Origin of the sequence: Bacteroides sp. AM23-12, from assembly GCF_003434395.1 — a bacterium.
In the GTDB taxonomy this organism is placed as follows: Bacteria; Bacteroidota; Bacteroidia; order Bacteroidales; family Bacteroidaceae; genus Bacteroides; species Bacteroides thetaiotaomicron.
Genome location: NZ_QTLF01000044.1, coordinates 1 through 26615 on the forward strand (window position 1 = coordinate 1; position 26615 = coordinate 26615).

General features: G+C 45.5%; 23 protein-coding genes and 1 tRNA gene. 11 read left to right on the forward strand and 13 right to left on the reverse strand.

The annotated features are described in order from the left end of the window. From DW640_RS21225 to DW640_RS21240, 3 genes are all read left to right on the forward strand, one after another. Positions 1-1131: alanine/glycine:cation symporter family protein (locus DW640_RS21225; protein WP_147326397.1), on the forward strand; the 1131-nt coding region annotated here is incomplete at its 5' end. Between the two features lie 88 nt (positions 1132-1219). Continuing rightward, on the forward strand, positions 1220-1852 hold the full coding sequence (locus DW640_RS21230; RefSeq protein WP_008760131.1) for a hypothetical protein: 633 nt from the start codon (positions 1220-1222) through the stop codon (positions 1850-1852). Between the two features lie 334 nt (positions 1853-2186). After that, the gene (locus DW640_RS21240; protein ID WP_173664603.1) at positions 2187-4343 is read left to right on the forward strand and encodes a KamA family radical SAM protein; all 2157 of its coding nucleotides are present in this window, start codon (positions 2187-2189) and stop codon (positions 4341-4343) included. Positions 4344-4419: 76 nt separating this feature from the next. Here DW640_RS21240 and DW640_RS21245 read toward each other — a convergent pair whose 3' ends face one another. The 4 genes from DW640_RS21245 to DW640_RS21260 all read right to left on the reverse strand — a co-directional run bounded on the left by DW640_RS21245 (position 4420) and on the right by DW640_RS21260 (position 11289). Then, positions 4420-5730: a nucleobase:cation symporter-2 family protein gene (locus DW640_RS21245; protein ID WP_048699258.1), complete on the reverse strand. Its 1311-nt coding sequence runs from the start codon at positions 5728-5730 to the stop codon at positions 4420-4422. Positions 5731-5788: 58 nt separating this feature from the next. Continuing rightward, positions 5789-6496: a DUF5020 family protein gene (locus tag DW640_RS21250; RefSeq protein ID WP_011109270.1), complete on the reverse strand. Its 708-nt coding sequence runs from the start codon at positions 6494-6496 to the stop codon at positions 5789-5791. A gap of 72 nt (positions 6497-6568) precedes the next feature. After that, complete coding sequence (locus DW640_RS21255) at positions 6569-8164, reverse strand: SusD/RagB family nutrient-binding outer membrane lipoprotein (RefSeq protein WP_117578929.1); 1596 nt, start codon at positions 8162-8164, stop codon at positions 6569-6571. A 17-nt stretch (positions 8165-8181) separates the two neighbouring features. Further along, complete coding sequence (locus tag DW640_RS21260) at positions 8182-11289, reverse strand: TonB-dependent receptor (RefSeq protein ID WP_117578930.1); 3108 nt, start codon at positions 11287-11289, stop codon at positions 8182-8184. Positions 11290-11413: 124 nt separating this feature from the next. On the opposite strand from DW640_RS21260, the gene DW640_RS21265 reads away from it, so the two are divergent. The 3 genes from DW640_RS21265 (at position 11414) to DW640_RS21275 (ending at position 12544) form a co-directional block, all read left to right on the forward strand. Further along, on the forward strand, positions 11414-11998 hold the full coding sequence (locus DW640_RS21265; protein WP_008760125.1) for a uracil-DNA glycosylase family protein: 585 nt from the start codon (positions 11414-11416) through the stop codon (positions 11996-11998). Positions 11999-12052: 54 nt separating this feature from the next. Next, the gene (locus DW640_RS21270; RefSeq protein WP_048695119.1) at positions 12053-12406 is read left to right on the forward strand and encodes an arsenate reductase family protein; all 354 of its coding nucleotides are present in this window, start codon (positions 12053-12055) and stop codon (positions 12404-12406) included. A gap of 65 nt (positions 12407-12471) precedes the next feature. Then, positions 12472-12544 (forward strand) — tRNA-Trp (locus DW640_RS21275). A gap of 257 nt (positions 12545-12801) precedes the next feature. On the opposite strand, the gene DW640_RS21280 is transcribed toward DW640_RS21275, so the two are convergent. After that, on the reverse strand, positions 12802-14667 hold the full coding sequence (locus tag DW640_RS21280) for a VWA domain-containing protein (RefSeq protein ID WP_117578926.1): 1866 nt from the start codon (positions 14665-14667) through the stop codon (positions 12802-12804). Positions 14668-14823: 156 nt separating this feature from the next. On the opposite strand from DW640_RS21280, the gene DW640_RS21285 reads away from it, so the two are divergent. After that, positions 14824-15393 carry an RNA polymerase sigma factor gene (locus DW640_RS21285; RefSeq protein WP_090611591.1) on the forward strand — a complete coding sequence of 190 codons (570 nt, stop codon included), beginning with the start codon at positions 14824-14826 and terminating at the stop codon, positions 15391-15393. Further along, positions 15390-16739, forward strand: coding sequence for an energy transducer TonB (locus DW640_RS21290; RefSeq protein WP_090611588.1), 1350 nt, complete (start codon positions 15390-15392; stop codon positions 16737-16739). Before DW640_RS21285 ends, DW640_RS21290 begins: the two co-directional genes overlap by 4 nt. A 247-nt stretch (positions 16740-16986) precedes the next feature. On the opposite strand, the gene DW640_RS21295 is transcribed toward DW640_RS21290, so the two are convergent. The 7 genes from DW640_RS21295 to DW640_RS21325 all read right to left on the reverse strand — a co-directional run bounded on the left by DW640_RS21295 (position 16987) and on the right by DW640_RS21325 (position 23022). Continuing rightward, a complete protein-coding gene (locus DW640_RS21295) occupies positions 16987-18159 on the reverse strand; it encodes a DUF418 domain-containing protein (protein WP_090611586.1) in 1173 nt (390 codons plus the stop codon). A gap of 80 nt (positions 18160-18239) precedes the next feature. Then, positions 18240-19112, reverse strand: coding sequence for a pyridoxamine kinase (locus DW640_RS21300; RefSeq protein WP_117578927.1), 873 nt, complete (start codon positions 19110-19112; stop codon positions 18240-18242). 203 nt (positions 19113-19315) lie between these two features. Continuing rightward, positions 19316-19897, reverse strand: a complete 582-nt coding sequence (locus DW640_RS21305; protein ID WP_022469949.1) for an LUD domain-containing protein — start codon at positions 19895-19897, stop codon at positions 19316-19318. Beyond that, positions 19894-21279 carry a lactate utilization protein B gene (locus tag DW640_RS21310; protein ID WP_117578928.1) on the reverse strand — a complete coding sequence of 462 codons (1386 nt, stop codon included), beginning with the start codon at positions 21277-21279 and terminating at the stop codon, positions 19894-19896. The genes DW640_RS21305 and DW640_RS21310 overlap by 4 nt, the downstream gene beginning before the upstream one ends. Continuing rightward, positions 21276-22016 carry a (Fe-S)-binding protein gene (locus tag DW640_RS21315; RefSeq protein WP_016268288.1) on the reverse strand — a complete coding sequence of 247 codons (741 nt, stop codon included), beginning with the start codon at positions 22014-22016 and terminating at the stop codon, positions 21276-21278. The genes DW640_RS21310 and DW640_RS21315 overlap by 4 nt, the downstream gene beginning before the upstream one ends. A gap of 56 nt (positions 22017-22072) precedes the next feature. Continuing rightward, on the reverse strand, positions 22073-22618 hold the full coding sequence (locus tag DW640_RS21320) for a radical SAM protein (protein ID WP_032813894.1): 546 nt from the start codon (positions 22616-22618) through the stop codon (positions 22073-22075). Positions 22619-22647: 29 nt separating this feature from the next. After that, positions 22648-23022, reverse strand: a complete 375-nt coding sequence (locus tag DW640_RS21325) for a 6-carboxytetrahydropterin synthase (RefSeq protein WP_008760111.1) — start codon at positions 23020-23022, stop codon at positions 22648-22650. Positions 23023-23150: 128 nt separating this feature from the next. Here DW640_RS21325 and DW640_RS21330 point away from each other — a divergent pair, with 128 nt between their 5' ends. After that, on the forward strand, positions 23151-23510 hold the full coding sequence (locus tag DW640_RS21330) for a YbaN family protein (RefSeq protein ID WP_008760110.1): 360 nt from the start codon (positions 23151-23153) through the stop codon (positions 23508-23510). Here DW640_RS21330 and DW640_RS21335 read toward each other — a convergent pair. Then, on the reverse strand, positions 23480-24046 hold the full coding sequence (locus DW640_RS21335) for an MTA/SAH nucleosidase (RefSeq protein ID WP_008760109.1): 567 nt from the start codon (positions 24044-24046) through the stop codon (positions 23480-23482). The two genes, DW640_RS21330 and DW640_RS21335, sit on opposite strands and share 31 nt — an antisense overlap. A gap of 149 nt (positions 24047-24195) precedes the next feature. Between DW640_RS21335 and DW640_RS21340 the strand changes: the two genes are divergently transcribed. Together DW640_RS21340 and DW640_RS21345 are read left to right on the forward strand one after the other, a co-directional pair. Next, positions 24196-25431, forward strand: coding sequence for an acyltransferase (locus DW640_RS21340; protein ID WP_016268290.1), 1236 nt, complete (start codon positions 24196-24198; stop codon positions 25429-25431). Between the two features lie 21 nt (positions 25432-25452). After that, positions 25453-26520 (forward strand): Gfo/Idh/MocA family protein, encoded by a 1068-nt coding sequence (locus DW640_RS21345; protein WP_048695545.1) that lies wholly within the window; start codon positions 25453-25455, stop codon positions 26518-26520. The last annotated feature ends 95 nt before the right edge of the window (positions 26521-26615 follow it).

Below are 26615 nucleotides of genomic sequence, written 5' to 3' on the forward strand. Positions count from 1 at the left end.
GCCATCGGCGGACCGGGAGCTGTTTTCTGGATGTGGGCGATCGCCCTGCTGGGAGCTTCGAGCGCTTTTATCGAATCTACCCTGGCACAGTTATATAAGATACGCGGGAAGGACTCTTTTGTCGGAGGCCCGGCTTATTATATGAAGAAGGGATTGAAACAGCCGTGGATGGGGATGCTTTTCGCTGTGCTCATCAGCATTACTTTCGGTTTTGCTTTCAATTCGGTACAGAGCAATACGATTTGTGCTGCTGCCGAACATGCGTTCGGATTCAATCATATGGTGTTGGGAGGAGTGCTTACCGCTCTGACTCTTGTCATCATCTTCGGTGGTATCCGCCGGATAGCGCGTGTAAGCGGCATTATCGTCCCGATTATGGCATTAGGATATGTAGGACTGGCACTGGTCATCGTATTACTTAATATCACGCATCTGCCGGAAGTGATATCTCTCATCATCAGCCATGCCTTCGGCTGGGAACAGGCATTGGGCGGAGGTGTCGGCATGGCGCTGATGCAGGGTATCAAGCGCGGATTATTCAGCAATGAGGCCGGTATGGGTTCGGCTCCGAATGCAGCAGCGACGGCCAACGTCACTCATCCTGTCAAACAGGGGTTGATACAGACGCTGGCAGTATTTACTGATACTTTATTAATTTGCACCTGTACGGCATTTATCATTCTTTTCAGCGGTGCTCCTTTGGACGGTTCCTCCAATGGGGTGCAACTGACCCAACAGGCGCTCACGAATGAGATCGGTGCTTCCGGAAGCATCTTTGTTGCCGTAGCGCTGTTCTTCTTCGCATTCAGCAGTATCTTGGGAAATTATTATTACGGCGAAGCGAATATCCGTTTCATCACCGCAAAGAAATGGGTGCTCCACACCTACCGGATATTGGTCAGCGGCATGGTACTTTTCGGGTCTGTCGCCACACTCGATTTGGTATGGAGTCTGGCGGACATCACGATGGCTCTGATGGCTGTCTGCAACCTGATCGCCATTATCTTTCTCGGAAAGTATGCCATCCGCCTGCTCTCGGACTATCGTGCCCAGAAGAAAGCGGGCATCCAAAGTCCTGTTTTCAGGAAAGAGACCATGCCGGACATCGAAAAGGACTTGGAATGTTGGTGAAAACCAACACTTTTTCGTACCTTTGCGGCTCATTAAAATCTCCACACACGATTTGTAAATTGTAAATTATAAAATAGTAAATATAACGATGGGCTTATTTGGTTTATTCAAAAAGAAATCCGATGAAACAAAAGTCGGCAATGTAGAAGATTTCATATCACTGACCCGGGTTTATTTCCAGTCAGTCATCGCTACTAACTTAGGTATTACCAACATCCGCTTTTTACCGGATGTGGCTAACTTCAAACGTTTGTTCAAGATTCCTACGCAGGGAGGTAAGCTGGGACTGGCAGAAAAGTCGGCTTCACGCAAAATGCTGATGCAGGACTACGGACTGAATGAAAGTTTCTTTAAGGAGATCGACAGCTCCGTGAAGCGTAATTGCCGTACGCAGAATGATATTCAGTCGTATCTGTTTATGTATCAAGGGTTTTCCAACGATTTGATGATGCTGATGGGAAATCTGATGCAATGGAAGTTCCGTATGCCGTCTATATTCAAGAAGGCGCTTTACGGGATGACGCAGAAGACGGTACACGATGTTTGTACGAAGACGGTGTGGAAGGCTGATGATGTGCACAAGACTGCGGCGACTGTCCGCCAGTACAAGGAACGTCTGGGCTATTCGGAACAGTGGATGACGGACTATGTATATAATATAGTGCTCCTTGCCAAAAAGGAACCGAAAAGAAAGAACGACGACACGGAAACGAAAAAATAAGGTCGCGTAAATGTTAGAAAATCGTAAAGAATAGCATAGCAGGAAAAGCGGGAGTGGCATACTTCCGCTTTTTTTATTATCTTTATGTACTTTTTCTTTTGCCTTGATGCAAAAGAAAAAGTACCAAAAAGAAAAAATCAAGGCTGCGCCTGCCCGGCTACTCCGGTCTTATTTCCGGCTAAAGGGCAGAAACTCGCTTCGCTCAAACAGTCTGCCCTTTTTAACGCCGTAAATAAGACCTGCGCTTGACGCCGGGCAGTCGAGGCCGGGGGAACCTTGCGGAGGGATAGGTCGTTACTAATCAATAAATAATATAATAATATAGAGGATGCTTATGAAACAAAAGAAAATGCTTGTACTTACTTTTTCGCAGTTGAAACAAATCTACACGCAGGAGATGCCGGAGTTGGTGGAGATGGCGGCGGTGAGTCCGACAGTGAAGGACTTTAAGGCTGGTCTGCTAAAACATCTGGATAGTTGCGGGATGGTTAATGAGGTTGCGGAAGAGGCAAGGGAGCAAATTCGACTCTTACTCCAGTATGATGGACAGGATGTTCATGAACTGTCTACGGGACAGGATATTTCGGTACAGACGATACGGTTGCTTTATCAGTTTCTGACAGAGAAGTTGGAGAATATAGAGATGCCGACGGATTTGTTTCTAGAATTGTTCCAGTTGTTCAAACGTTTGCAAGGGGAAAGTGTTCCTTTGCCGTCTCCGCAGCGCATCAAGAGCCGGAATGACCGGTGGGATACCGGATTGGATGAGGAAGTGCGGGAGATGCGTGATGAGAATAAGGAACGGATGCTGCATCTGCTGATTCAGAAGATTGAGAACCGGAAGTCGAAGCCTTCGGTGCGGTTTCATTTTGAGGAAGGGATGAGTTATGAGGAGAAGTATCAGTTGGTAAGCAAATGGTGGGGAGATTTCCGCTTTCATTTGTCGATGGCTGTGAAAAGTCCGGCTGAGTTGAATCGCTTTTTAGGAAATTCACTTTCGTCGGAGACGATGTATTTGCTGAATCGGGCACGTAAAAAGGGAATGCCGTTCTTTGCTACGCCTTATTATTTGTCGTTGCTGAATGTGACGGGGTATGGGTATAATGATGAAGCGATTCGGAGTTATATACTTTATTCGCCACGATTAGTGGAGACGTATGGCAATATTCGTGCATGGGAGAAGGAAGATATTGTGGAGGCAGGAAAGCCGAATGCTGCCGGATGGCTCTTGCCGGACGGACATAATATTCACCGACGGTATCCGGAGGTGGCTATCCTTATTCCTGATACGATGGGACGGGCTTGTGGAGGGCTTTGTGCATCTTGCCAGCGTATGTATGACTTTCAGAGTGAACGGCTGAATTTTGAATTTGAGACGTTACGACCGAAGGAGTCGTGGGACAGTAAGTTGCGACGGTTGATGACCTATTTTGAACAGGATACACAGTTACGCGATATTCTGATTACGGGAGGCGATGCGCTGATGAGTCAGAATAAGACGTTGAGAAATATATTAGAAGCAGTGTATCGTATGGCGGTACGCAAGCAAAGAGCGAATCTTGAACGTCCGGAAGGTGAGAAATATGCGGAATTGCAACGGGTGAGACTGGGTTCTCGTTTATTGGCTTATTTGCCGATGCGTATTAATGACGAGTTGGTTGACATATTGCGGGAGTTTAAGGAAAAGGCTTCAGCTGTTGGCGTCAAGCAGTTTATCATTCAGACCCATTTTCAGACACCGCTGGAGGTGACGCCCGAAGCAAAAGAGGCGATTCGGAAAATTCTTTCTGCCGGATGGATTATTACGAACCAGTTGGTATATACGGTGGCTGCCTCACGCAGAGGACATACTACGCGGCTTCGCCAGGTACTCAATTCACTGGGAGTGGTATGTTATTATACGTTCTCGGTGAAGGGATTTAATGAGAATTATGCGGTATTTGCACCCAACAGTCGCTCAATGCAGGAACAGCAGGAAGAAAAGATTTACGGACAGATGACTCCGGAACAGGCGGAAGAACTGTATAAAATACTGGAAACCAAAGTCAGTGCAGGTATAAATGAAGAAAAACCGAAAGAAGATGCTGACACCGCCAAACAAATAAGACGGTTCATGAGAAAGCATCATCTGCCTTTCCTTGCTACCGACCGCAGTGTACTGAATCTGCCTGCTATCGGCAAGAGTATGACTTTCCAATTGGTAGGATTGACTGAGGAAGGCAAACGAATTCTTCGCTTCGAACATGACGGTACCCGTCACCATAGCCCTATTATCGATCAGATGGGACAAATCTATATCGTAGAGAATAAATCACTGGCAGCTTATCTACGCCAACTCAGCAAGATGGGGGAAGACCCGGAAGACTACGCTTCTATCTGGAGCTATACAAAAGGGGAAACCGAACCTCGTTTCAGCCTCTACGAGTATCCAGATTTCCCCTTTCGGATTACAGATAAAATGAGTAATTTAGAAATAAGTAATAGGTATTAGGTAATAGGTAATAACCGTAGCTACTGGTTAGTTTATCCGCATGGCTTAATACCTATTACTTATTACCTATTACTTATTACTTCACTCTAATTACCATATTAGCAACAATTGCAGTTAAACCTCCGGTGGTGATTCCTGAAGAGAAAATACTTCGAATCGCCTCTGGAGCTTGTTTTAATACGTCCGGCATTAGTTCCACACCCAAACCTAAAGATAGGCTGACTGCTAAGACTAGGGTTTCTTTGCGGCCTATTTCCTGTGAGGAAACGATGCGGATACCTGCTGCCGCTACTGTACCGAACATTAATAAGGTGGCGCCTCCCAGTACCGGATCGGGCATCAGAGAGAATATAGCTCCTACAATGGGGAATAATCCCAGCAGAACGAGCATAGCGGCAATATAATAGCCTACATAGCGGCTGGCAACTCCTGTTAATTGGATGATACCGTTATTCTGTGCGAAGATGGAGTTCGGGAAGGAGTTGAATATACCTGCTAAAAGAGAGTTGAAGCCATCTGCCATCACACCGCCGGAAACACGTTTCAGATAAGAATCACCTTCAATCGGAAGTCCGGAAATCATGGAGTTGGCTGTCACATCACCTGTGGCTTCAATGGCAGTGATCAGATAGACCAGGCCAATGGCGATAAATGAAGAGATATTAAAATCAATACCGTATTTAAAAGGTTGCGGGATGTTGAAACTCATCAGCATCTCGACATTTAGTGCGCTCATATTTACTTTTCCCAGGGCGAAAGCCAGTCCATAACCCAGACAAAGGCCGAACACGATGGAACTCATGCGCAGGTATTTGTTTTTGCAGCGATTGAAAAACAAGACGCTCAACAATACGAGTGCAGCAATGGACAGATTTTCCCACGAACCGAAGGAGCCGTCGTCCATCGCGCCATATCCGCCGCCACAGGAAACGATACCGACTTTGATCAGACTCAATCCGATCAGTAGTACGACAATGCCGGACACTAGCGGGGTGATGATATTGCGAAGATACTTGAAGGTACGGCTGACGACCATTTCAATAGGTGCGGCAGCTATACAGGAGCCGAATATCAACGGAAGTCCGCCTACTAATCCGGTCGCTATGATAGGACCGATAAAGGAGAAACTGGTACCTTGGATACAGAGCAGCTTCGCTCCTATCGGGCCGATACGACGGCATTGTATAAACGTAGATACCCCCGAAGCAAAAAGGGACATAGATACCAGAAAGCTTGTTTTTTCAACATCCAGCTTCAGTGCGCTCGCAATGATAAGAGGAGGTGTAATGATGGCTACAAAGATAGCCAACAGATGTTGCAAGGCAGCAAACAGGGCATCTTTAAATGGGGGACGGTCTTCTACGCCATAGATCAAATCTGTTTTCATTCGATATTTTTATTCAATAATTGATGTATATCCACTGGGGAATTTTGTACTTCGAAGTTTAATTCAGCGTCCACTTCAAAGCCAGTGTCGGAATTACATAGAAGCCGTCACGACCACCGAAGTTATTGCTCAGTTCCACTTCAGAACCGACACTCAGGTTAAAGTTTTTATTCACTCCCTTGATGCGGTTCAGGTTTACCCAGAATTGCGGTTCGGAGAGGAAGATGGTTTTTCCATACTTGGTTTCTTCACGCCACCAGTCGGCAAAACCGGAGAAGGTGAGCAAATCCTTGCAAAAGTTCATGTACCATGTTCCTGTCAACTGGAAGTTATTCGGGGATGGGTGCTTTTGTATATACTTATACATAGCAGTCAATGTGAAGCCTCTGGAAAAAGAAGCGTTATTATAGGTATAGGTGGCTCCCGCCAAGTAAGCGTTGTTGTAGGAGAATCCTTTTGCCAATCCACCATTGTATTCGAGATGGGCGGAGAAAGGACCTTTCCAAAATTTCAGTTCACGGGCTATCTCCCAATAAGCGGAAGCGACTCCTTCGGACGTATAGTCCATATCGATAAAGAAGTAGGTACTTCCCCAGTTGTCGGGATGGAACTTCTCGACAGTGGAGGTCAACAGCGGGCGTCCTTTCAAGTCTTTATCATACAGGGAACGTCCGAAATCATAATGTAACTGAATGTTTTGTGCCTGCAATTCCGGTACGGCAGAAAGCAGCATACATAGGAAAAGAGCAGAAATGATCTTTTTCATGACAAATGTGTTTAAATGAAGGTGCAAAAATAGTTAAACCTATACATATATTCACATTCCGACACTAAAATTTTAATCCAGACTATTATTTCCTGTATCCCACCACAATCGGGTACCTCCATGATCGGGCCCGCCCAGAGCCTCCACAAGAGCCAGGTATTGCTCTCTGTCTTCGGTTTGCAGCGTACCGGGAAAGTTGAGACGACGTACCATTGTCTCTGTGTCAATACATCCGTTCTTGCTATGGTTGAAGCGTACCGGAAACAGGCGGGGATATCCCGTGCGGCGCTGTTCCGCCCATGCCTCGCAACCTTCCGGGAATAAGGCAATCCATTTCTGCGTAATGATCTTTTCCAGCTTTATTTCCTTGTCGTCTGCGGGATTCCATTTAGGAGAAACCCGGCAACGGGCAGGAATGTTATTTTCGGAGTCTTGTGTGTCGATGAAATCGGCAGCCGTCCGCTCACTGTTCAGATAATCGTCCATCTGATAAATGCCGTGTTGATGAAGAGACGCCTTTATTCCGTTCAGATAACATTCTTCTTCATCTTCCGGAATCCATCCGCGCAAAGCAGCTTCGGCACGGAGAAACCAGACTTCGGCGGAGCTCATCAAAGGGGCATCCGTACTCTGATCGACGGACAATTTGGATAAGCCTGCATAATGATTGTGCGCAAAGCAGGTTCCCTGACGGATGCCGCGATACTCTCCTGCATACGCTTTGTCGGTACAGGTTTCAAAGTAAACTTTCAGTCGGGGATCATCGTAGCCTGTCAGAATAGATTCCATTGCAGCGCTCATATAAGTTTCATTCCATACCCGGTTGAGCTCTCCCAACGGGTTCGTGAATCCGGATTTCGTAGAGACTGCTACCCGTTCAGCTTCCGCTTCAAAGACACCAAATTCATTTTCCAGTCCCTTCCGGAACTCGGCGCGTGCCTTATCCGGATCAACCGCAGAAATACGCATTGCCAGACGCATACGCAACGAATTGGCAAACTTGATCCAGGAGGAATATTGACCATCCAGCAAGATATCAAAGCGGGTGAATCCATTGGAGTCGGGCTTCTTGTCTATATAATCGGTAAGAGAGACAACAGCCGAATCGAGTTCATTAAAGAACTCATAGTAGACTTCTTTCTGCGTATCAGGGCGATATTGATTCTGGGCATTCGCGAAATTCTTATAAATAACAGGGCCGTAATAATCTGTCACACGGTGCATGACTTCCACTTTCAGCACTTTGGTAATGCCGAACAAGGCAGGTTCCGTATCACGGGTGGCATTCTCCGACTGGTAGATTTGTGGAAAGATATACGAATACATATGTGTCCACATGGCGCTGTTCCAGCCATCCTGCATATTATAATCCGAGTTATGCGTACCTCCGTTCAAAGGTTTGCCGTCGTGCATATAACCGGAGAACATATCCGCGTTCAGATTCTGTATCAACTGGAAAGGCCAGTTCTTGCCTTTACCGAAATCATAGTTAAAGTAAATGCCTTGCTGGATAATCCCCAGACGAATACCGAAGCCATTGTCGTCAATCAGCAAATCATCGTCCGTAATTCCCGACTGGTCGGTATTAAATTCACGGAATTTTCCTGTACAACCAATAGAAAGCAGCAGCATCCCCAGCAAGTATATATAAATATGTTTTTTCTTCATCATCTTCCCTCCTGCTCTTAAAATTCACATGTCAAAGTAAAACCCAGACTGCGGGTGGTAGGCATACCGAACACTTCAATTCCCTGATTGTCATTGCCTGTAGAAAGTACCAGATCGGGATCGAAAGGCGCTTTCTTGTACAGAAAACAAAGGTTGCGGGCTACAAAAGAAAGTTGCAGGTCTTTCAGACAATTCGTTTTCTGTACCCATTTTCGGGGGAAGCTATAACTCAGCGATACTTCCCGCAGACGGAGGTTGGTAGCGTCATACATATAGTATTCCGTCACGCCGGCGCGTCCGCCCACTACATTTTTATAGAATCCTTTGACATCACTCATTTGCCGGCCTTCCAGCGAAACATATCCTTTATCACGGGCTTGTGCCGTCGCTTTCGATACTCCATAGAGGTCCATCTCCGCCTGGGTCTGCGAAAGGACTTCACCTCCATAGCGCCAGTCAAGCAGGAAGTAAAGGCTGAAACCTTTGTAGGAGAAGGAATGATTCCACCCCAACATAAAGACCGGATTGGCATTGCCCACCTTTACGGTATTTCCATCGCCTTCTACCAACGGAAGTCCTTTATAGTCTCCGTCCGTTCCATAAACGATGTGCCCTTCTTCATCACGTATAAAGGCTTTACCGTAAATATCGCCGATAGAGCCGCCTTTCACCAGTTTCATCGCATAACTGGACGAGAAGCTGGTAGGTCCGTAAACAAATTCTTTCAGTTCTTCATGGAGTTCTACAATCTTGTTCTTATTGGCAGAGAAGTTGAGAGAGGTCTTCCACGTGAAGTCGGGGGTCAGTACCGGAGTGGCATCCAGCGTTATCTCCCATCCCTGATTCCGGATATCTCCAGCGTTGACGTATCGATAGGCATACTTATCGCCCGCAAGCGCAGGCAGTTTGAAAAACTGCTCATACGTGTCGGTACGGTAATAGGTCAGATTTAATCCGAGGCGGTGCTGCAAGAACTTCCATTCCATACCCAATTCGACAGAATGCGTCATTTCCGGTTTCATCTCGGCGAAAGGGGCCGCATCGCTTGCCAGTATCTCTCCACCGGCAGTCACATACGAAACAGGATAGGTGATAAAGGGAGGCACCCCATTGCCAACGATACTATAAGCACCGCGCAACTTCGAGAACGAAACCCATTCGGGCATCTTTACCCACTTATCCGGAAGGAAAGAGACACCGACGGAAGGATAAAAGAATCCTTTCTTCTCGTACTTCGTGTAAGCCAGCGTAGACGACCAGTCGTTACGTGCGGTCAGGTCAAGGAAGACTCCTTCTTTATAGCCAATCTGTGCCGTCGCAAAGACCGATTGCAGTTGGTAATGGGCATCTATTTTCTGATCGATACTGGCAGAACTGCTCATCACGATATTGGCAAGATTAAACACATTGGCATATTTCAACGAAGCATTCTTCGAATCAATGCGAGTAGAGTTAGTGATTCTGTCATTGATACTGCCACCAATGGCTACATCCAATGTGAAGTCATTCAGTTGCTTCTTGACCATCGCCATCACATCTCCGTACATCTGCGTTTCCTGATAATCCATTTCAATATAGCGCCCGTTCATCCCACAGAGTGCCGTAGCGGTGGAGGCATAAAATTTCTGACGCAGTTTATCGGCTGAGTAATCCAGATTGCCACGAGCCTGAAGTGTCAGCCAATCAGTGACTTTCAAATTGGCAGAAAGGGAAAGGAGCAGGCGGATACGTGCATCCTTACTCTGTATGCGGTTTTGTATCCAATACGGATTCTGTTCAAAGTCTTCGGTAAAAGTATGCCAGTTTTGTGTATTCAGCTTTCTGTCCTCGTCATAACGCTCATAGTTATCTTTATAATAAGCCAAGTCCTCGCCACGAGGAAAGCGGTATAGACCTACCAGCGGATTCATATAAAAGCCTCCCGATACGGGTTTATTCTTCACCGTCTGCTTCATGACATTCACGTTACCGTCCAGTTTCAGCCTGCTGTTGAAGAGGACGGCGGTCTCTCTCAGATTGATATTGTGTTTGGAGAGTTTATTTTCATTCAGAATGCCGCGACCGGTGGTGTTGGCATAGGAGAAATATGTTTGCAGCTTGTCATTTCCGGAGTTGACGGATACAGAAGTGATCGACGTCAGTCCGGTACGGAAAAAGTCACCCAAATTATCGTAAACCGTCAGATTTTCTTTTTCTCCCCAACTGTCTGTTACATCATTTACTCCGTAGCTGTTCTGCATTTCGGGCAGAGAGAAAGCCTTTTCAAAAGTCAGTCCGGTAGAGAAATGAATATCCCTCCGTCCTACGGTATTTCCTTTCTTTGTAGTAATAAGAATGACTCCGTTGGCCGCCTGGCTACCATACAAGGCTGCGGCAGGAGCTCCTTTCAGGATGCTGATACTTTCCACATCCTCCGGATTCAGATTTGAGATACCGTCGCCTCCGTCCCTGTTACCGGCATTTGCCGTACCGCCGATAGCCGAATAAGCCTGTTCCGAAGTAGAATTTAACATGGGAACACCATCTATCACGTACAGAGGCTGATTATCACCGGCCACCGATCGTACCCCACGGATACTGACTTTCGCCGATCCGCCCATGCCGGAAGAGTTCTTGCTGACCTGCACACCGGCTGCCTTTCCTGCCAAAGCCGTGATCATATTCACTTCTTTCACACGATTCAGTTCTTCTCCCCTCACCTTTTGCACGGCATAGGCCAAAGAGGATTCTTTCTTTTCAAGCCCCAAAGCAGTTACAATCACGTGGTCAAGCAGCAGAATATTTTCTTTCAGACATATTTCAAGCATTGACCTACCCTTTACACTGACTTCCTGAGACTCGTAACCTACGAAAGAAATTTGCAGAACAGCACTATCCGGAACGGATAAAAAGAAATTCCCCTCCACATCTGTCACTGTTCCATTCGCTCCGCCTTTCTCTCTGATTGTCGCTCCGATAAGTGGTTCACCATAGGTATCGATGACCCGCCCCCTTACCGTAAAACTGGCAGAGGAAACTTTCACACATTCTTTCGACCCCGGCCGTGAAGCATAACAATCTTCTTCAAAGAAAGCTAACAAGCTTATAAAACAGCAACTTATAATTATTCTTGTTTTCAACAGCATTTCAATAAGTTGTTTTTCACCATCTCCGTGCAAAAATAGCCAAATATTTTTAAATTTGTTTTTTTCCGTAACTATTTTGAGGGAAAAGAATAGATTCGTTATTTTTGTAGGAAATTACATCAATATGGAGATTGAAATCGAAAAACATCCTTTAGAACCCTTTCTCCCGCCAAAAGCAAAGCTGCTGATGCTGGGAAGTTTTCCGCCACAAAGAAAACGGTGGTCGATGGATTTTTATTATCCGAACCTGAACAATGATATGTGGCGCATTGTCGGACTCTTGTTTTTCGGAGATAAAGATCACTTTCTGAACGATACGCGGAAAGCATTCTGCCGGGAACAGATTATTGACTTCCTGAATGAAAAAGGAATCGCCCTGTTCGATACAGCCTCATCTATCCGGCGTCTGCAGGATAACGCTTCGGACAAATTTCTGGAAGTGGTGCAGCCGACGGACATTGCCGCATTACTCCGCCAACTTCCCGAATGCAGAGCAATCGTCACCACCGGACAGAAGGCAACGGATACGCTCCGTGCACAACTGGAAGTGGAAGAACCGAAAGTAGGAGACTATGCCGAATTTGTGTTTGAAGGACGGGCGATGAGACTCTACCGGATGCCTTCTTCCTCACGGGCGTACCCGCTTGCATTAGATAAAAAAGCCGCCGCCTATCGGATTATGTATCAGGATTTGCAGATGGTTATTTAGGTAATAGGTATTAAGTAATAAGTATTAGGTATTAATCGATAAATAGTATATAGTATGACACCTTTATTTTTGCAATATCCGGCGTGCAGTACATGCCAGAAAGCTAAGAAATGGCTAATCGAAAATAACATTGAGTATACTAACCGGCTCATTGTGGAAGATAACCCTACAGTGGAAGAGTTGAAAGCGTGGATTCCACGAAGCGGATTGCCAATAAAGAAATTCTTCAACACAAGTGGTTTGATATATAAAGAGCTGAAACTGAGCGAGAAGCTGCCTTCCATGACTGAGGAAGAACAAATCGCATTGCTGGCAACGAACGGTAAGCTGGTGAAACGCCCGTTAGTAGTGACAGACAGCTTCGTTCTGGTAGGTTTTAAGCCCGATGAATGGGAAAAATTAAAATAATTGGAAATTTATTTACCCTAATATTTGCTGGTTCGGAAGTTTATACTACCTTTGCAGCCGCAAACACGGGAGTAGCTCAGTTGGTAGAGCACCGGTCTCCAAAACCGGGTGTCGGGAGTTCGAGCCTCTCCTCCCGTGCAGAAGTAAACCGCAGGTAATCGTCGATTATCTGCGGTTTCTCTTTTATAGTCCATAGCTTAGTAATTGCATTGCAGATTCTATTTAAAATTTATGCAAATCCTAATTCGTTCCACCTAGGTTATCTTTTAGTTCGACCCAGGTGATCGTTTAGTCCCACCTAGGTCGAACGAAAGGGAAACGTATATGGAACGAACTAATCAATGCGAAACCATACATTGATCTATGCTAATCATCCTTTTAATTAACCTATACTATTACTTCTTTTCCGCTATCTCCCGTTTCATCCCTTGGGCAGTTTCTACCAGACGGATAAATTCTCTTCTGTATCCTTTTTCATCATTATTCAGTCCCTGTTTGGCAAGGCCGATCACTTTATCATAGCTTGCCGCTCCTTTAAAGTCAGAGTCCCGAAGCAGCTGACCGAACATAGCCACGGCAGAAGCGAAACGGAAATCGGAAGAAACATTATTTCCTTTATTATCCACAAAGGGAACTTCCATCTTTTTGCTGACGTCCTTGTCCGGAGCTTTATAGCGCAGTTTCACAGTCAGCAATTCATTAGAGCCGGTCGGCTGCACTGTCTCTTTTTGTTTCTTCTGATATTTCAGATCATCTACCTTTCCTACGTAGTCATTCTTCACGCCTACGGGAATCACTTCATAGAAAGCTGTCACCGTATGTCCGGCTCCCAATTCTCCGGCATCTTTGGCGTCATTATTAAAGTCTTCGTCTTTCAGCAAACGGCTCTCATAACCAACCAGACGATATGCCTGCACCTGAGCCGGATTAAATTCCACTTGCAGCTTCACGTCCTTTGCTACCGTATGAAGCGTAGCGCCAAACTCACCCACCAGGACACGATTGGCTTCCTGCAAATTATCGATATAAGCATGATTTCCATTCCCTTTTTCTGCTAAAGCCTGACCTTTATTGTCTTTATAGTTACCCATTCCATAACCTAGCACACTCAGGAATACTCCGCTCTTACGTTCATTTTCTATCAGCTGTTCCAAACCTTCCACAGAAGAAACACCTACATTGAAATCTCCATCGGAACAAAGAATGATCCGATTGTTTCCTTTAGGAAGGAAGTTCTGTTTAGCCACTTTATAAGCCAGTTGGATACCTGCGCCACCGGCCGTAGAGCCACCGGATGTCAGTTCGTCTATCGCATCACGTATTTTCTGTTTGTCACTGCCCAGAGTAGATTCCAGTTTTACGCTGGCGTTGCCCGCATATACAACGATGGCTACCTTATCTTTATCACGCAGATTATTAACTAATAGCTTCAGAGATGACTTCACCAAATCCAGACGGGTAGGTCCCCACATAGAACCGGATACATCAATCAAGAATACCAGATTAGATTCCGGAAGTTTGTCAGTCGGAATCTCCCTTGCTTTCAGTCCGATACGTACCAAACGATGATCAGCATTCCAGGGGCAAACACCAGCCTCCATTGTAATCTTCACCGGATCGCTTCCGGTCGGCTTCGCATAATCGTAGGAGAAATAATTCACTAACTCTTCTGTACGGATAGCATCAGGCACCGGCAAGGTACCGCTGTTGATCATACGACGCATATTACTGTAAGAAGCGGCATCCACATCAATAGAGAAAGTAGAAAGCGGAGATTCTCCTACCTGCTTAAAACCATTTTCACTGATCGATTTATATTCTTCCGTATTTACTGCATCCATACGTACGGACGGGTGTCTGAGACTTGCCAGATTGACGGTTGATATGGCGCCGGTAACAGCTACCTTTCGCTGGCTGCCGTATCCGACGACAACACATTCTTCCAAAACATCAGAACTAGCCATAAGGCTTACGTCCATCTTTGCAGAGAATATGATTTTTTCCACTTTCTCAAAACCAATATAGCTGAAGATAAGAGTTTCCCCCTTGTTTGCTTCAATCCTGTACTGCCCTTGTAGGTTCGTAACAGTTCCACGGGATGTTCCCTTCACCGTCACCGCACATCCTACCAACGGCGAACCGTCTGATCCGTCCTTCACCGTTCCCTTTACGATCAAAGGCTGCGCCCATACCGTACCACCCAATGTAGTAATCACTAACATCACCGTGAGCATCATTGCTCTGAGTTGATTTGTCTTCATAACTTTATCTTTTTAAAATGTTACAATTAATCCGCTTTTACTATAGAGATGCAGATTCCACACGGATTCCATAAACCAACTGAAGTTTTTTTTATTTTTCTTCCACACGTTGCTATTTTTAATTCCTATGCCTATCTTTGACTGCAAAAAAAAGCTGTGTTCTTTAAAAGAAACATATCGAAGCTATCGGACGAGGAACTACTGACCCATTATATAAAGTCCGGGGATACGGAATATTTCGGTGAACTATACAACCGTTATATCCCGCTGACGTACGGACTTTGCCTGAAATATCTGCAAGATGAAGACCAAGCGCAGGAAGCGGTGATGCAGATGTTTGAAGACCTGTTACCTAAAATCATCAATTATGAGATAAAAGCATTCAAGCCGTGGCTCTATCGGGTGGCGAAGAACCATTGCCTGCAACTGTTACGAAAGGAAAACAAAGAAATTCCACTGGATTATACCATTAATATTATGGAATCCGACGAATTTCTGCATCTATTAAGTGAAGAGGAAAGTTCGGAAGAGCAGCTGAAAGCATTGCACCACTGTCTGGAAAAGCTGCCCGAAGAACAAAGGACCAGCATTACACGTTTCTTCCTGGAAGAAATGTCGTATGCGGATATTGTCGAACAAACCGGATTTACCTTGAATAACGTGAAAAGCTATATCCAGAACGGAAAGCGAAACTTGAAAATTTGTATTAAGAAACAAGCCCTATGAAACTATTGGACTACATACGAGGACTCCGCAAAGGAAAAGAGGCGCATCGACTGGAAAAAGAGTCGATGAAAGACCCTTTTCTGGCTGACGCAATGGATGGGTACCACCAAGTAGAAGGGGACCACGAAGAACAGATTAATAAATTGCGGATGAAGGTAAACGCCCATTCGGCAAAGAAAAGAAATACGTATGCCGTCACCTGGAGCATTGCCGCCTGTCTGATTATAGGAATCGGAATCAGCAGTTACTTCCTGTTTCTGAAACAGAACGTTGGAGAGGATGTGTTTATAGCTAAAGAGCAGCCCTCTGCCACGGCAACTGTTCCTGCTCACAAAGAAGATACTTCCCTATCCGCTCCAAAGATGGAACCGGATTCCGGTCGCCCTTCTGCCACAAAGGAAACGGTCGGAAAAGATATAATCGCCAAGACAAGGCAGGATTCTCCATCCCAAAGTACACCTTCGGGGGCTCCTTCCGCAACGGTTCCTAAAGCAGTGGCTTCTAAAGCAGCGACTCCCCAAGCAACGCCTGCCGGAACTCCGATAATGGAAGAAATGGTTGCTCCGGCAGAAGAGCTGGAAGAAGCGGCTATCACAACGGTTACAGATACTTCTTTCCTGGATGCCAACAGGAAAAAGATGAAAGCAGCTCAATTGACCACCCAAATGAACAACATGATCAAAGGGAAAGTGACGGACGACAAAGGAGAACCACTCATCGGAGCTAACGTCACTTATAAAGGAGCAACTTATGGAGCGATAACGGATATCAACGGAGAATTCTCCTTGCCCAAAAAGGAAGGTAATGAAATATTAACTGCACATTATATTGGCTATAATCCGGTTAGTATACCGGCAGACACCAGTAAGACTATGCTGATAGCCATGAGTGAAAATAAAACAACACTGGATGAAGTCGTAGTAACAGGATATGGCGCACAGAAAAAGGTAGCTGTGACAGGAGCCATTTCTGCCGTATCCATCAAAGATTTGAAAAAAGCTTCGGGTGCATTACAGAAATCAGATACATTAAAAGACGCTGTTATCTCCCAAAAGGCCGATAGTTTACAGGGTCCTGTCGTTCCGGAACCCGTAACAGGAATGAAGCAATATAAAAAGTATCTGAAAAAGAATCTGGCATACCCTGCGGACGACGCTTGCGCAGAAGTCAAAGGCAAGGTTACCTTGACTTTCTTTGTTAACAAAGAAGGGCGTCCCTTCGACATTAAAGTCAAGGAAAGTCTTTGCAAGTCTCTGGATAAGGAGGCCATACGCCTAATTCAAGAAGGTCCGGACTGGACTTACGGAAACCAATCGGCAGAAATCACAGTGAAATTCCACAAGTAATGTGGCCGGCAGAGTTCTTATAAGAGCTGACTTTTTATGAATTAGCTTTCTTATAAATGATGAATACAACAAGAATTATACTCACTTTAATAAGAAAAAGTTCTCACCACAGTGAGAATTAATTCTCATAGGCTTGAGAATATTTTCTCATTGCAATGAGTATTTTTTCTCACTGTGGTGAGAATTTTTTCTCATTGCGATGAGAATGGTTTGAGAATAATAAGCGCCTGTCAGTCGTTATAAGAGTCTAAATCCAAGTTCCTTTACGCCACAGGAATTCCAACGGTCCTTGCTTATGACGGGCAAGCCACCAGCGGCTGAATATCAACTGAATAGTGAAGATAAGCAATGCAATCAGCAGGCTTCCCGTTGCTCCTGCATACTTGTACATTGACAGTCCGAATCCGTAATAGATAGTTACTCCCATGATTGACTGAGAAATATAGTTTGTCAGACTCATGCGGCCGTAAGGAATCAGCAGACTTTGCCAGTTATATCCTGTGTCCTTCTTAAACCAAAGCAAGGTAAAGACAGAAACAAGAATGACCATAAAAGCAAAGTTGGCATAAGACGGAACAGCAATCTTATACGGGACCATTATAGATAGGTTTGTAATCAACTGAGGTACAAAGGTTTTCAAGCAATAGAGAGGGATAAATGCAAGGATGGCACCTGTCAGCATCTTCTTCCAAAAACGCAGGGACTCTTCGCTTTTCATAAAATACTTCCGGCGTCCTAAAAGCATTCCTAACATGAATAAAGCTGCCGTCTGGAACAGGCGACCGTTTTCTACTTGCCAAATATTGCTATACATCTGCCCGTCAGTGATATTAGAACGGAGTACTTCAAAGAAACTGCCATTGGATGTCACTTCCTGAGCAAGTTTATAATAAGGAATAAAATGCCCTGTTGACGGTACATACTCCGGATTGATCATTGCATAGATGGCACGCCCCCATTCGTAAGGTTGCAAAAGTAAGATGGCAGCAATCCAAAAGACCGTCTTATCTTTGAGCTTGCAAACAGGAATCAAGGCAAAGCCGACTACTGCATAAAGCAAAAGAATATCCCCGTTGTAGAACAAGGCATGTAACTGTGCAAACAGGAAAAGCAGGCACATCCGCCACGCAAATCGTCCACGGAAATCTGTTCCGCGCTTTTCCGCATTATGAAACTGGATATAGAAACTAAATCCGAACAACAAAGAGAACGTAGCATATGCCTTCCCTGCAAACAGGAAGAACATGGTATCCCACGCATACTTATCTATGGTCTGCAACCATGCCGGCAACGTATAATCCAGCGGTAAAAACAGATTATAGTGTTCAAGGTTGTGCAACAATACAATAGCCAGCAGGGCAAATCCGCGCAGAGCATCTACTACTCCGAGCCGTTCAGTCGTTTTAAGTGTTTGAGTCATCAGATATGTTTATTCATGATTACTAATTAGGCAGTAAAAATAGTAGAAATATCTGAAGTACAAAAGTTTATAAATATTAATTATATCAACTCATAGCTTGCCATTTGTATCGGCATATCCAGATTATGAAGCACTTTTTCCAGCAGAATACCTTCCCGGTTGTCATACTCATAGCCGAAAGTTGCCCGAATTCCTTGCAGAATAAACTGGGTAGCACGGTCCAACGCCATCGGAAGACTGTCTCCCTGCATCAAGGAGCCGGTGATCACACTTGTGAATGTATCCCCTGTGCCCGGATAGTGGGCAGGCAGATAAGGGCAAGTCACTTTCCAGTAGCGGTTTCCCTGACGATTATAGGCATATACGGAAGTCTTATGAGGCTCATCGTGCACCGGAACACTGGTGATAATAACCACCTGCGGACCTTTGTCGGACAGGAGACGGAGATATTCTTTCAGTTCCTCATCCGTACTATCCGCTTTATACGGTTCGTCCAGCAAATAAAACAGTTCTGTCAGATTCGGTGTGATCACATCCGCTTTGGTTATCAGATGACGCATTTCTTTCACCATCTCCATATCAAAGTTGGTATAAAGCCGGCCGTTATCACCCAGCACCGGATCGGCTACTATCAGACTATCCGGCTGACGGAAATCCTTGATGAAATTGGAAACAATCTGAATCTGCCGCGGGGAACCCAGATAACCGGTATAAATAGCGTCAAACTGAACTTCCAGCTTCTTCCATTCGGCTATGATCTTCGGCATTTCATCCGTCAGGTCCAGAAAGGAGAAGCCGGGATACTGCGTATGGTTGGACAATACCGCCGTAGGAAGCGGACAAACCTGAAAACCCATAGAGGATAAGATAGGAATAACGACTGTCAGAGAAACACGTCCCATCCCCGAAAGGTCATGAACGGCAGCTATCTTCTTTACTTTATTTGCATACATACTGTTTTTATTATTTAGACGATTATAGTTCTTTCCATCGATGAAACAGAAAACAGAGGCTCTATATATCAACAACAAAGGCTCTGTTTCCTATCAACAGAGCCTTTGTTTATCTTATACAGAAGCTCCATTTTTCTTTGTCCTAACAAAACTAAGCTTCTATTGTTTTAAATCCAAATTTATTTTAGAATAATAAAGCGGAGTTACGTCAATATGACCAAAACTTCCCGTGCTCCATGCGCTCCCATGACCAATGCCTGTTCGATGTCCGCCGTCTTTGACGGGCCGGAAATAAAGGTCCCGAACTGATATTCCTGTCCGTCCAGTTTGCGATAAGCGTCGTACATGGTATCCACAATTTTATTCCGGTCGATCAGAATCACCAGTTTCTCCGAAATAAAATAAATCGCTTTGTACTTCACGGTTTGCGGTATCCAGACAGCGCCGTTCTCCGCTACTCCGATCTCTCCCCGAATAACGGCTACCTCGGTTCCGTCCAGTTCTTTCGGGTCGTCCACCATATCCGGATTGAAAGTTGCGCAAGATATATCCGGCAATACGGAAGCAATGCGCATCGCATCCGGATACGTCCGGCGAATGACGGCATTCACATCTTCGCCTTCGCCCAATACCACTGCCGTACCACCTACCGCCCGGCTGATAGCGCAAAATTGCTCTATTTTGTCCGGATACGTCAAACGTTTCATATCCGCTATATCCGGCTTTTCGTAGCGTGTCTGCGTATGCTTGCGGATACTCGCCAATATTTCTTCTCTGCTGCTCATTTTGATTCCTCCTTTCCCTGTACCTCATTTTTCTTCCACATTTCGTTGAATGACTCTTTGGCAAATTCCGGCAGTTCGCGTCCTTTGCCCCAATCGTCAAAGTCATTGTATTTCATAAAGCGTGGCAGACTGTTCACCATCGGAGCCGCCCACAGAGCCGCATTGAACAATGCAGGACGTTCCATCAGGAACTTCATGCCACCGGACATTATCTTCTTTCCGGTATTCGCCTTTCCCAATCCGTCCAAATCCTGACGCCACTTGTAAATCTGTTCTGCCAAATCCACTTTTACCGGACAGACATCGGAACAGGACATACACAAAGAGCAGGCGGAAAGATTATCATAATACTTCTCCGGATCATGAGCCATCCCCAGATTGATACCGATAGGGCCGGGTATAAAGTAAGTGTAGGAGTATCCTCCACTCCGGCGATAGACCGGACAGGTATTCATGCAGGCACCACAACGGATACAGTTTAATGTCTTGATATGGTCGGGCTTGGAGAGCAGGGTACTCCGGCCGTTATCCACAATAATAATATGATATTCGCCACCTTCACGAGGACGGCGGTAATGAGAGGTATAGGTAGTCACCGGCTGTCCGGTTGCCGAACGTGCCAGCAGACGGGTGAACACACCCAGCGCATCCAGATCCGGCACGATCTTCTCCATGCCGAAAGCGGCTATATTCAGTTTGGGATAAGAAGTACCCATATCGGCATTCCCTTCATTGGTGCAGACTACAATGTCTCCGGTAGAGGCTACGGCAAAGTTGGCGCCCGTCATGGCGGCTTCCGCATTCAGAAAGAGATGACGCAGGTTCTTGCGTGCGGCATGAGTAAGGTAGGTCGGGTCGAAGTTTCCTTTTTCCGTCTCCATTTCCTTTTCAAACAGTTCTCCCACTTGTTCCCGTTTGATGTGGATAGCAGGAAGAACGATATGGCTAGGTTCGAGATGCATCAATTGCAGAATACGTTCACCCAAGTCGGACTCTACCACGTCTATTCCGCGTTCCATCAAGAAGGGATTCAACCCGCACTCTTCGGCAAGCATCGACTTGCTCTTGATGAAATGATGTACATTATGCTCATTCAGTATTTCGTACACAATGGCACAATATTCGTCCGCATCTTTTGCCCAGTGCACAATCGCTCCGTTGGCAGTCGCGTTCTTTTCAAACTCTTGCAAGAGCTCTTCGAGGTGGCTGTTGGAATACAGTTTCAGTTCACAGGCCTTGTTGCGAAGCTCTTCCCATTCGGGAACTTCCTTGCTCATCTTGTCCCTTTTGGCTCGGACCATCCAAAGGGTTTCGTTATGCCATGCTGCCATCTTGCTGTCCTGCAAGAACTTTTCGGCAGCCTTTGAATGTTTGGTACTCATGATTGCGACGCTAATATTTCTACAATATGGATAATTTGAATCGGCAGATGCTCCCGTTTGATCACACCTTGCATGTGCATCAGGCAGGAACTGTCCGCTCCGACAATGTATTCGGCTCCGGTAGCCATGTGGTCTTTCACCTTATCACGCCCCATGCAAACGGATACCGCCTGCTCTTCTACGGCAAACATACCGCCAAACCCACAACATTCGTCTATATGGCTGGGCTCGAAAACTTCGATGCCTTCGACCATATCGAGCAGATCGCGCAATTTATTGTAATAAGGGATATTTAACTCGCTGGGAGCGGAAATCAAGAGTTCACGCACACCGTGGCAACTGTTGTGGATGCTGACTTTATGCGGGAAGCGTGCGGGTATCTTCGTCGGTTTAAGCACATCATGGATAAACTCGCAGATATCATAAATCTTCCCCGCACTCCGACAGACATGCCCTTCTTTTTCAAGGATACCGGGATGATTCTCTTTCACAAATGCCACACAACTGGCGGAAGGGCCGACAATGTAATCGTACTCCCGGAACAGATCGTCAAAACGGAGCGCCAGCTTCATCGATTCATCTTCAAAACCGGCATTCGCCATCGGTTGTCCGCAACAGGTCTGATCCAACGGATAATCGACATCTACTCCTAAACTTTTCAATAGTTTATACGACGCTACCCCCACATTGGGATAAATAGCATTGATATAACAAGGAATAAATAAACCTACTTTCATAATTATATTACGTAAAATTTAGATGCATCCTCTGCTACTACATCCGTTTTATCTGCTTACCGGATGTCGATTAGTTTGTGCGTTTGCAGGCTTAGTCTCCATTTAGGATGTCGCATTACACAGTCCACTGTCAAAGCAGTGTTATTACAAGAACAAGGCTGGAGGAAAAAATGTTCAGCGGGAAGCAGTTCATAAATACTTATATCTTGCCCTTCGTAGACAACTTTCACTTCATCCATCCGGGTAATCCCTAATTTGACACCCTGCTTGGGCGAACAGGTCACCCAGTCGACGGACTCCGGCAGCGGTCGTGTGCCGTTGGTTTCGATACAAACATATTTACCCGCTTCGTGCAGACGGTCGATCAGTGCGTCGTCTATCCAGAGCGAAGGTTCTCCCCCTGTGAGGATAACGGTAACGGCGGGATATTTGCTGACTTCGGCTATGATTTCGTCGTCAGTCATCAAGGTGCCTGCTTCGTGTTGTGTGTCGCAAAAGCTGCATTTCAGGTTGCATCCGGAGAAACGGATGAAGACTGCCGGAGTACCTGTGTGATAGCCTTCACCCTGTAGACTGTAAAAGATTTCATTAATCTTTCTCATCATTTGAGTTGTTCTTAAATTTCTATTGTCTATTCTGTCTCTCCTGCTGCCGGAGTTTTCTCGTTTGCCGCAGCATCTTTCTCGTAGATGACAATGTTTCCTTCGGACTCCTGCACTTCTACTTTATAACATTGCGGAATCTGCTTGCAAACCCATCGGGCAATGTTTTCTGCTGTCGGATTAAATGGAAGTACTTCATTCAGATTCTGATGGTCCAGTTTCTCCGTGACCACTTCTTTGATTCGGGTAAAATCCACCACCATTCCTTCGGAGTTGAGCCGTGAGGAACGGCAATAGACAGTGATAATCCAGTTGTGACCGTGTAGACTGGCGCATTTACTGCGATACGGGAGTACCAGTTTGTGAGAAGCTGATATCTCCATGCGTTTGATTACTGTAAACATGGCTGTATGTATTTATTATAGTTACATGCATCTAATGTCACCTCGATGCAAGGACAAAGGTAATATAAAAAGAGCTTTCATCCAGCAAACCCGATTATTTTTTCCTGTTTTTACACTATCTTTGCCGAATGAAAACTCTTTATATTGTTTTAGGAAGCATATCTCTCGGACTCGGCATTCTCGGCATCTTTCTGCCGTTACTGCCCACTACCCCTTTTCTGTTACTGACCGCCGCGCTTTATTTCAAAGGGTCGCCACGATTATATAACTGGTTGCTGAATCACCGGCACTTCGGTCCATATATCCGCAATTTCCGGGAAAACAAGGCAATACCGCTCCGCGCCAAGATTATCTCCCTTGTGCTGATGTGGGGAACGATGCTCTATTGCATCTTCTTCCTGATTCCACTTCTATGGGTGAAAATCCTTCTGGGACTGATAGCGGCAGGAGTCACCTATCATATTCTTTCTTTCAAGACATTGAAATAGTTCGAAAGTCCCTGACGGGCGTCGGCAAGTTTGTCCTCCCAATGTTTCACGGAGTTTTGTCCGATAATGTCGGTCACGTACTTCACAGAAACAAAAGGAATCTCTTTGGAACGGCAGACGAAGGCTTGCGCATACGCCTCCATGTCGACGACATCTCCGCTTACGTGAGTCAGCTCCGTCAGGAAACCATCTCCCGTATTACAGATTCCCTCTTCCGTCCAATGCTTGCAGAAGCCTTTTGTTTCAAGCAAAGCGGAAGAATCTATTTCGCATTCCAAACCTAGTCCGGCTAGTTTCTGCATATCGCGGTCTATAAATTTGCGGCAGACAAAGATATCCCCTACCTGATGATTGACTGTTCCTGCACTTCCGAGATTCAAAACGAGATCGGGCTGCACCTGGCGGATCGCTTCTGCCAGATGAAAGGCGGACTTCACTTTTCCGATCCCCGTACGGATGTAATAAGGCTCTACATCGGGCCACTTTATCTCTACAAATTCGCCTTGAACGGCATACGTTACTAATATTTTCAGCATAAGTTTTCTGTATAAAAAGACATTACCACATGCAAAAATAAGCATTTATACTTGAAATGGTCAGAGATTGTTCTAAAATGATCAGTTTTTAATGATGGTTGCTTCCACAGTTCGCTAACTTTGCCTACATAACTTAAAAACAAAATATCATGACTCAAAACTCTATTGCGGACAACCGGATGGTCTGGCTGGATGTTGTCCGTTGCGTCGCCATGCTAATGGTAATCGGCGTACATTGCATTGACCCTTTTTACATTTCTCCTACGATGCGCGTTATTCCCGAGTACACACATTGGGCAGCCATCTACGGTTCGCTTCTCCGCCCTTCGGTTCCCTTATTCGTAATGATGACCGGATTACTGCTGCTACCGGTCAGGCAACAGCCTTTAGGCACTTTTTATAAGAAGCGCATCTTCCGCGTACTTTTCCCGTTCCTCATCTGGTCGGTACTTTATAGTATGTTCCCCTGGTTCACGGGGCTGCTGGGGCTGCCCAAAGAAATCATCGGCGACTTCTTCTGCTATACTCAGGGACATGAGTCGCAAAGCCTCATCGATTCTCTGAAAGATGTGGCCATGATACCGTTCAACTTCAGCCATAAGGAAAACCATATGTGGTATATCTATCTGCTCATCGGATTGTATCTTTATATGCCTTTCTTCTCTGCATGGGTAGAGCGGGCAAGCAATAAAACCAAACAAATATTCCTTTTCATCTGGATTGTTTCCCTGTTTATCCCGTATATCCGCGAATATGTAGCCAATATGCTTTTCGACCGGAGCGGCTATGTATTCGGCACTGACACGTGGAACGAGTTCAGTATGTTCTACTACTTTGCCGGATTCAACGGCTACCTGCTGTTGGGACATTATCTGAAAGAAGGCGGCAACGGAAATGCACTAAAAATTTTCTGGCCTTTTAGTGGTTCGCCAAAAGATGATCGTCTTACTAATGATTGGAGTGTTTGGAAGACATTCCTCATTTGTGCCGTGATGTTTGCCATTGGATATTATGTGACGTACACAGGGTTCAGCACAACTGCCGCCAACCCGAATGCTACGGAGACTGAGATGGAACTTTACTTCACATTCTGTAGTCCGAACGTGTTGCTGATGACTTTAGCCATGTTCCTGATGTTGCAGAAAGTAGTAATCAATACACCTGTCATCGTCAAAGCATTAGCCAACATGACCAAATGCGGTTTTGGAATTTATATGGTACACTACTTTGTAGTAGGTCCGTTCTTTCTGCTGATAGGTCCTTCGGAAATTCCAATTCCGTTGCAGGTTCCGTTGATGGCAGTTTGTATTTTCCTTTGCAGCTGGGCATTCACCGCACTACTATATAAGCTGATGCCTCACAAGGCAAAGTATATAATGGGATAAAGAAACTAAAAAAGATATACGATGAAAATTAAAGTTGGTCTTATTGGATTCGGTCGAATGGGACGATTTTATTTGAAAGAAATGCAGAAAAGCGGAAGATGGGAAGTCGCATACATTTGCGACATTAATCCCGACTGCCGCGAATTGGCAAAGCAATTATCTCCCGAATCGAAAATACTCGAAAACGAACAGGAAATGTTCGATGATGAAAGTGTGCAGGTAGTGGGACTCTTCGCGTTGGCAGACTCAAGGCTTGACCGGATTGAAAAGGCTATCAAATACGGGAAACATATCATCTCCGAGAAACCGGTATCAGACACCATAGACAAAGAATGGAAAGTAGTGGACATCACGGAGAAAGCCAGTTGTTTTTCAACCGTCAATTTGTATCTCCGCAACGCCTGGTATCATCAGGCTATCAAACAGTTTATCAATCAGGGCGAGATCGGCGAACTTGCCATTCTGCGAATCTGCCACATGACTCCGGGTCTCGCACCGGGCGAAGGTCACGAATATGAAGGCCCCGCCTTCCATGACTGCGGAATGCATTATGTAGACATTGCACGCTGGTATGCCGGATGCGAATACAAGACATGGCATGCACAGGGCGTCAATATGTGGAGTTATAAAGACCCTTGGTGGGTACAGTGTCACGGGACATTCCAGAACGGTGTTGTTTTTGATATCACTCAGGGGTTTGTGTACGGACAATTATCCAAAGATCAGACTCATAACTCATACGTGGATATCATCGGTACCAAAGGTATCGCCCGAATGACACATGACTTCAAGACAGCTGTCGTCGATCTGCGTGGAGTGACACAGACCCATCATATAGAGAAGCCGTTCGGTGGAAAAAACATCGATGTGCTGTGCGACTTATTCGCCGACTCCATAGAGACCGGAATCAGAAATCCCAAACTACCGCTCATACGTGATTCAGCCATCGCATCGGAATATGCATGGACCTTTTTGCACGATGCCCGCACGCATGACCTTCCTGCCATCGGTGAATTGAAAACACTTGAGCAAATATGGGAAAGAAGAAGAAATATGAAAAATGGATACGGATTACTCCGAAAACCATAACGAACATTCAATAAAACAAGAAACTGAAATCAATTATTAACTCTTAAAAATAAAACCATGTCAGACTTTTCAAGAAGAAAATTTCTTAAAACGGG

Coding starts and splice junctions, on each gene's coding strand:
- DW640_RS21230 (WP_008760131.1), top strand. CDS start 1,220: ATGGGCTTATTTGGTTTATTCAAAAAGAAATCCGATGAAACAAAAGTC.
- DW640_RS21240 (WP_173664603.1), top strand. CDS start 2,187: ATGAAACAAAAGAAAATGCTTGTACTTACTTTTTCGCAGTTGAAACAA.
- DW640_RS21245 (WP_048699258.1), bottom strand. CDS start 5,730: ATGAAAACAGATTTGATCTATGGCGTAGAAGACCGTCCCCCATTTAAA.
- DW640_RS21250 (WP_011109270.1), bottom strand. CDS start 6,496: ATGAAAAAGATCATTTCTGCTCTTTTCCTATGTATGCTGCTTTCTGCC.
- DW640_RS21255 (WP_117578929.1), bottom strand. CDS start 8,164: ATGAAGAAAAAACATATTTATATATACTTGCTGGGGATGCTGCTGCTT.
- DW640_RS21260 (WP_117578930.1), bottom strand. CDS start 11,289: ATGCTGTTGAAAACAAGAATAATTATAAGTTGCTGTTTTATAAGCTTG.
- DW640_RS21265 (WP_008760125.1), top strand. CDS start 11,414: ATGGAGATTGAAATCGAAAAACATCCTTTAGAACCCTTTCTCCCGCCA.
- DW640_RS21270 (WP_048695119.1), top strand. CDS start 12,053: ATGACACCTTTATTTTTGCAATATCCGGCGTGCAGTACATGCCAGAAA.
- DW640_RS21280 (WP_117578926.1), bottom strand. CDS start 14,667: ATGAAGACAAATCAACTCAGAGCAATGATGCTCACGGTGATGTTAGTG.
- DW640_RS21290 (WP_090611588.1), top strand. CDS start 15,390: ATGAAACTATTGGACTACATACGAGGACTCCGCAAAGGAAAAGAGGCG.
- DW640_RS21295 (WP_090611586.1), bottom strand. CDS start 18,159: ATGACTCAAACACTTAAAACGACTGAACGGCTCGGAGTAGTAGATGCT.
- DW640_RS21300 (WP_117578927.1), bottom strand. CDS start 19,112: ATGTATGCAAATAAAGTAAAGAAGATAGCTGCCGTTCATGACCTTTCG.
- DW640_RS21305 (WP_022469949.1), bottom strand. CDS start 19,897: ATGAGCAGCAGAGAAGAAATATTGGCGAGTATCCGCAAGCATACGCAG.
- DW640_RS21310 (WP_117578928.1), bottom strand. CDS start 21,279: ATGAGTACCAAACATTCAAAGGCTGCCGAAAAGTTCTTGCAGGACAGC.
- DW640_RS21315 (WP_016268288.1), bottom strand. CDS start 22,016: ATGAAAGTAGGTTTATTTATTCCTTGTTATATCAATGCTATTTATCCC.
- DW640_RS21320 (WP_032813894.1), bottom strand. CDS start 22,618: ATGAGAAAGATTAATGAAATCTTTTACAGTCTACAGGGTGAAGGCTAT.
- DW640_RS21325 (WP_008760111.1), bottom strand. CDS start 23,022: ATGTTTACAGTAATCAAACGCATGGAGATATCAGCTTCTCACAAACTG.
- DW640_RS21330 (WP_008760110.1), top strand. CDS start 23,151: ATGAAAACTCTTTATATTGTTTTAGGAAGCATATCTCTCGGACTCGGC.
- DW640_RS21335 (WP_008760109.1), bottom strand. CDS start 24,046: ATGCTGAAAATATTAGTAACGTATGCCGTTCAAGGCGAATTTGTAGAG.
- DW640_RS21340 (WP_016268290.1), top strand. CDS start 24,196: ATGACTCAAAACTCTATTGCGGACAACCGGATGGTCTGGCTGGATGTT.
- DW640_RS21345 (WP_048695545.1), top strand. CDS start 25,453: ATGAAAATTAAAGTTGGTCTTATTGGATTCGGTCGAATGGGACGATTT.